The organism is Lysobacter xanthus, from assembly GCF_047159895.1.
On the sequence record NZ_BAAGAB020000104.1, the window covers coordinates 1 to 5578 of the forward strand.

Here is a 5578-nt window from a genome sequence, read left to right on the forward strand (position 1 = left end):
CGGGCCAGCTGAAGATCTCGGCGCACAACCCCGAGCAGGAGGAAGCGCAGGAAGAGGTCGAGGCCGACACGCGCGTGCGCGCCGCTCCGCATGGCCGTCGGCGGTGCACGCCGGGTGCTGCGCCGATGAGCCGCATCGCCGTCTACACGAGCGCCGCCGACAACTACCTGCCGAAGGTACGGGCGCTCGCCGAGTCGGTCCGCGCCTTCCATCCCGAGTGGGCGTTCCACCTGGCCCGCGCGGACCGGCCGCCGGCCGCCGCGACGGAGTCGTTCGCGATCCACGAGCTCGACACGCTGGGCATCCCGAACTGGCGCGCCTGGGCGTTCTGCCACGACCTCATGGAGCTGGCGACCGCGATCAAGCCGTTCCTGCTGAGGAAGCTCCTCGCCGAATACGACGCCGTGGTCTACCTCGACCCGGACGTGCTCGTGCTCGCACCCCTGCGCACGGTCGAGGAGGGCTTCGCCTCCGCCGACATCCTGCTGACGCCGCACCAGACATCGCCCGACACCACCGAGCGCGAGATCATCGCGAACGAGGTCTGCACGCTGCAGCACGGCGTCTACAACCTCGGCTTCATCGCGGTGGCCGCGCGCGGCGACGGCCCCGCGATGGCCGACTGGTGGGCGCAGCGCACCTATCGCTACTGCCGCGCCGACATTCCGAACGGCATCTTCACCGACCAGCGCTGGATCGATCTCGTCCCCGCGTTCTTCGACGGTGTCCGCGTGCTGCGCTCGCCGCGACTCAACGTCGCGCCCTGGAACCTCTCCACCCGACGCGTGGACGCCGACGGGGAGGGCCGGCTCTCGGTGGAGGGTGCGCCCATGGAGTTCTTCCACTTCAGCCAGGTCGATGCCGGCCAGGCGTTCGGCGACGGCCAGGCGCCGGTCGCGCGCCTGACCGAGGCGTACCGCGAGGCGACGCGCACCGCGGGGCCGCGCGCGCCGTGGTCGCTGTCGCGCTACGACGACGGCGGCGTGATCGGCGAGGCCGAACGCCTGGTCTTCCGCCTGCGATCCGACCTCCAGCAGGCGTTTCCCGATCCGTATGCGACCGGGCTGGGCAGCTTCCGCGCCTGGTGGCAGCAGCAGGCACCGCTGGAGTATCCCGCGCTGTTCGACGCCGCGCGCGTCGAGGCGGAACTGGCCCTGTTGCGCAGCGCACTCACGACCGGCTACGCGCCGCTCGTGCTGACGCCCGCCCGCGCGTGACGCCGGTGGAACTGGATCAGGTGACGTCGGCCTCCGAGGTCGCCTGCAGTTCGTAGCGACTCGGCCGCGGGTTGAGGTGCCCGCAGGCCTTGCAGGTGCGCAGGGCGTCGTCGCGGTAGAACCGCTCGAAGACGCGGAAGAAGTCCTGCTCGATGTCGACGAGGTGGAAGGATTCCTCGTAGACCTTCGCGTTGCAGCGCTCGCAGAACCACATGAGCGCGTCGTCCTCGTGGGCGAGGCGGCGGCGCTCGATCACCAGTCCGACCCCGCCCGCGCTGCGCTGCGGGCTGTGCGGCACGCGCGGCGGCAGGTAGAACATCTCGCCGGCGCGGATCGGAATGTCCCGCACCGCGCCGTCGTCCTGGATGCGCAGCACCATCTCGCCTTCGAGCTGGTAGAAGAACTCGGGGCCTTCCTCGAAGTGGTAGTCGGTGCGCGCGTTCGGGCCGCCGACGATCATCACGATGTAATCGCCGTCGACGATGCACTTGTTGCCGACCGGCGGCTGCAGGAGCTCGCGGTGCTCGTCCACCCAGCGCCGCAGGTCGATGGGGCCGGGCAGGCTCACTTGCGCAGCGCCGCCACGCACTTCATCTCGACCGCGATCGGCGTCGGGAGCCAGCTCACGCCGACGGTGGTGCGGCACGGCGCCGTCTCCGGGTCGGGGAAGTATTCGGCCCAGATCTCGTTGAAGACGCGGAAGTCGTGAGGCAGGTCGGTGAGATAGACGGTGACGTCGATCAGGTCGTGGAGCGTGCCCCCGGCCGCGTCGAGCACGTTGCGCACGTTGCGGAACACCGCACGGCACTGCGCCTCGATGTCGTAGCTCATCAGCTTGCCTTCGGTGTCGCGCACGTCGCCGCTGACCTGGTTGGTGTCCGGGTCGCGCGGGCCGATGCCCGACATGATCAGCATGTCGCCGACGCGCCGCGCGTGGGGATACGAGCCGACCGGGCGCGGGGCGTTGTCCTTCAGGATGATGCTGTCGCTCATGCGGTTCGCTCCGTTGAATCGAGGAGGGTGAGCGCGCGCGGATAGGCCTCCGCGAGCGCGGTGGAGCCGTCGACGTGCAGGCCGAGGTCGCGCACGAGCCCGTCTTCCAGCCGGTACACCCAGCCGTGGACGGTGACTTCCTGTCCGCGCGCCCAGGCATCGAGCAGGATCGTGGTCTGGCAGACGTTCACCGCCTGCTCCAGCACGTTCAGCTCGCACAGCCGGTCGTGCCGCGATCGCTCGTCGCCCAGCGGCGACAGGCGCGCGCCGTGCTTCTCGGCCACGTCGGCGACGTGGCGGACCCAATTGTCGGCGAGCCCGAGTCGCCGTTGCGTCAGTGCCGCGTGCACGCCGCCGCAGCCGTAGTGGCCGACGACGAGGATGTGCCGCACCTTCAGCACGTCGACCGCGAACTGCAGCACCGACAGGCAGTTGAGGTCGGTGTGCACCACCACGTTGGCGATGTTGCGGTGGACGAAGACCTCGCCCGGCGCCATGTCGATGATCTGGTTCGCCGGCACGCGCGAGTCCGAGCAGCCGATCCACAGGAACTCCGGCGCCTGCTGGCCCGACAGCCGCTCGAAGAAGCCCGGATCCTCGCGCTCGATGCGCGCCGCCCAGTCGCGGTTGCGGCGGATGAGGTCGTCGAGCGTTTCGGTCACAGGCAGTTCTCCAGGCAGATTCCGACGTTCTTGGGCTCGGTGAAGAAGCGCATGGCTTCCCAGCCGCCTTCGCGGCCGAGCCCGGACGCGCCCATGCCGCCAAAGGGCGTGCGAAGGTCGCGCTGCATCCAGGTGTTGATCCAGACCATGCCGACGCGCAACCCCTCGGCGAGCCGGTGCGCCCGGCCGAGGTCGCGCGTCCAGACCGAGGCCGACAGGCCGTAATCGCCGCAGTTCGCGAGCTCAAGCGCCTGCGCGTCGCCGTCGAATGCCTGCACGGTGACCACCGGGCCGAAGACTTCGTCGCGGTTCGTGCTGCAGTCGGCGCCGAGTCCTTCGATCACCGCCGGTTCGAGGAACCAGCCGGGTCGGTCCACGCGGGTCCCGCCACAGAGCAGGCGGCCGCCTTCGGCGCGCGCGCGGTCGAGCGCTGCGGAAACCTTGTCGAAATGCGCCTGCGAGACCAGCGGGCCGAGGTCCGTGTCGGGGTCCATGGGGTCGCCGACGCGCAGCGCACGCACGCGTTCGACGAAGGCTTCGACGAAGGCGTCGTGGATCGGCCGCTCGACCAGCAGGCGCGAACCGCAGAGGCAGATCTGCCCGGTGTTCTGGAACGCCGAGCGCACGAGCAGGTCGAGGTGCTCCCGCCAAGGCGCGTCGGCGAAGACGATCGTGGCGTTCTTACCGCCGAGCTCCAGCGAGACCTTCTTGAGCATCGGGCCGGCGACGCCGGCGATGCGCCGCCCGACCGCGGTACTGCCGGTAAACGTGATTGCGCGGACATCGGGATGCGTCACCAGGGGCTCGCCGACGTCGGGACCCATGCCGTGCACGATGTTCAGCACGCCGGGCGGCAGGCCGATCTCCATGGCCGCTTCGCCGAGCAGCGTCGCGGTCCACGGGGTGACTTCGGACGGCTTGGCGACCACCGTGTTGCCGGCCGCCAGCGCGGGCGCGATCTTCCACGTCAGCAGATACAGCGGGAGGTTCCAAGGCGAGATCGCGGCCACAACGCCCAGCGGCGCCCGCACGGTGTAGTTGAGCCCGGCCTCACCATGGTGCGACTCGCTGGCGAACTGCGTCGCGGCGTGCGCGAAGAAGCGGAAGTTGGCGATTGCGCGGGGGATCTCGACCGTGCGTGCCAGCCGCAGGGGTTTGCCGGCGTCGCGCGATTCGGCCGTCGCGAACGCCTCCGCGCGGGCCTCGATCGCATCGGCCAGCCGCTCCAGCCAGCGCGACCGCTCGCTGTTGCGCAACGCCGCCCAGCCGGGCGCCGCCGCCCGTGCGGCTGCGACGGCGGCGTCGACGTCGGCCTCATCGCCTGCGGCGACCTGCGCCAGCACCCGGCCGGTCGCCGGCTCGTATACGTCGAGCCAGCGGCCGCTCGTCGCGGGGCGGGCCTGTCCGTCGATCAGGTGATGGAGTCGCATCGCGGAATGGTAGGCGGCCGGGAACGCGCCGGACAGCCTAGACAACCGCCGCGGCGCGGGGCGTGAGGCGCACGTCGCGGGTGACGAAGTGCCATGCCGCTGCCCCGAAGGCCACGCTCCACGTCGCGGCGAATGCGGCGATCACCCAGTAGTAGGAGGTGCCGTAGAGCGCTTCGCGCGTCGGCACCGGGCGATCGACATCCCACATGAACGCCCAGGCGAGCCAGGCGCCGGCGAAATAGATGGCGGGGCCGGAGAACGTCAGCCAGCGGTCGGCGACGATGCCGACGACGTGCGGTGGCCGCAGCCGAAGGATCTCCGCGAGCACCACGGACAACAATCCACCCAGGATCACGGGCGCACTTGCGAGAACGATGCACCACAGGCCGACCAGCAGCCCGTACACACTCGGCACGATGTACGGAGCGCCCTGCGCGACGCCGTCGTTGATCCAACGCCAGGCCCAGACGATCGACAGCACGAACGGGAGCGACGACAGCGCGATGCGCAGCGCCGCGCTCATATCGACTGCATCCGGCCGCCGTCGACGGCGAGGCTCACGCCGTTGATGTAGCCCGCCGCCGGCGAGCACAGGAAGGCGATGGCGGCGGCCACTTCGGCGGCCTCCGCGAAACGCCCTGCCGGCACGCTGCGACGCATCGCATCGGCCACGTCGGACGCGCTTGTCCCGCCGGCCTTCGCACGGTCCGCGAGGATCTGCGTCAGGCGGCCCGTATTGGTGTAGCCCGGCAGAACGTTGTTGACGGTGATGCCGTGCGGCGCGAGCTCACGCGACAGCGTCTTCGCCCAGCCGGCGACGGCAGCGCGCACCGTGTTGGACACGCCGAGATTGGGGATCGGCTCACGCACCGAGGTCGACACCACGTTGACGATGCGACCCCAGCCGTCGCCCCGCATGCCGTCGAGCACGGCCTGCACGAGCGTCTGACCGGCGAGCACGTGCCGCGCGAAGGCATCGCGGTAGGCGTCGAGCGTCGCGCCGTGCGCGGGCCCGCCGGGCGGGCCCCCGGTGTTGTTGACGAGCACGTGGACCGGCTTGCCGGCGACGAGCCCTCGCACGCGTGCATCGAGGCCGTCGAGGTCGGACACGTCCGCCGCGATCCAGCCGTGCGCCTGTGCACCGCGGACGGGCAGGGCGGCGACCACGCCCTGCAAGGCCTCCGGCCGGCGCGACAGCACGGTGACGTCCGCGCCCAGCAGGGCGAGCTCGTGCGCCGCCGCGCGTCCGATGCCCTCCGATGCCCCGCAGACCAGG

7 protein-coding genes are annotated in these 5578 nt (G+C 70.9%); 1 reads left to right on the top strand and 6 read right to left on the bottom strand.

Translation table 11 applies throughout. From position 1 onward, the window contains the following. Positions 1 to 1217 (top strand): glycosyltransferase family protein (locus ACY35P_RS14775; protein WP_462116607.1); only part of this gene is annotated, 1217 nt, incomplete at its 5' end. A gap of 16 nt (positions 1218 to 1233) precedes the next feature. On the opposite strand, the gene ACY35P_RS14780 is transcribed toward ACY35P_RS14775, so the two are convergent. Genes ACY35P_RS14780 through ACY35P_RS14805 form a run of 6 tightly spaced genes read right to left on the bottom strand, consistent with a single transcriptional unit; the run spans position 1234 to position 5577 of the window. After that, positions 1234 to 1785: a 3-hydroxyanthranilate 3,4-dioxygenase gene (locus tag ACY35P_RS14780; RefSeq protein ID WP_462116601.1), complete on the bottom strand. Its 552-nt coding sequence runs from the start codon at positions 1783 to 1785 to the stop codon at positions 1234 to 1236. Next, positions 1782 to 2210, bottom strand: a complete 429-nt coding sequence (locus tag ACY35P_RS14785) for a RidA family protein (protein WP_462116602.1) — start codon at positions 2208 to 2210, stop codon at positions 1782 to 1784. The genes ACY35P_RS14780 and ACY35P_RS14785 overlap by 4 nt, the downstream gene beginning before the upstream one ends. Next, positions 2207 to 2872: a carbonate dehydratase gene (gene can, locus ACY35P_RS14790; RefSeq protein ID WP_462116603.1), complete on the bottom strand. Its 666-nt coding sequence runs from the start codon at positions 2870 to 2872 to the stop codon at positions 2207 to 2209. The genes ACY35P_RS14785 and can overlap by 4 nt, the downstream gene beginning before the upstream one ends. Further along, positions 2869 to 4302, bottom strand: coding sequence for an aldehyde dehydrogenase (locus ACY35P_RS14795; protein ID WP_462116604.1), 1434 nt, complete (start codon positions 4300 to 4302; stop codon positions 2869 to 2871). The genes can and ACY35P_RS14795 overlap by 4 nt, the downstream gene beginning before the upstream one ends. Positions 4303 to 4339: 37 nt before the next feature. After that, complete coding sequence (locus ACY35P_RS14800; protein ID WP_462116605.1) at positions 4340 to 4825, bottom strand: hypothetical protein; 486 nt, start codon at positions 4823 to 4825, stop codon at positions 4340 to 4342. Then, complete coding sequence (locus tag ACY35P_RS14805; RefSeq protein WP_462116606.1) at positions 4822 to 5577, bottom strand: SDR family oxidoreductase; 756 nt, start codon at positions 5575 to 5577, stop codon at positions 4822 to 4824. Before ACY35P_RS14805 ends, ACY35P_RS14800 begins: the two co-directional genes overlap by 4 nt. Between the last annotated feature and the right edge of the window lies 1 nt (position 5578).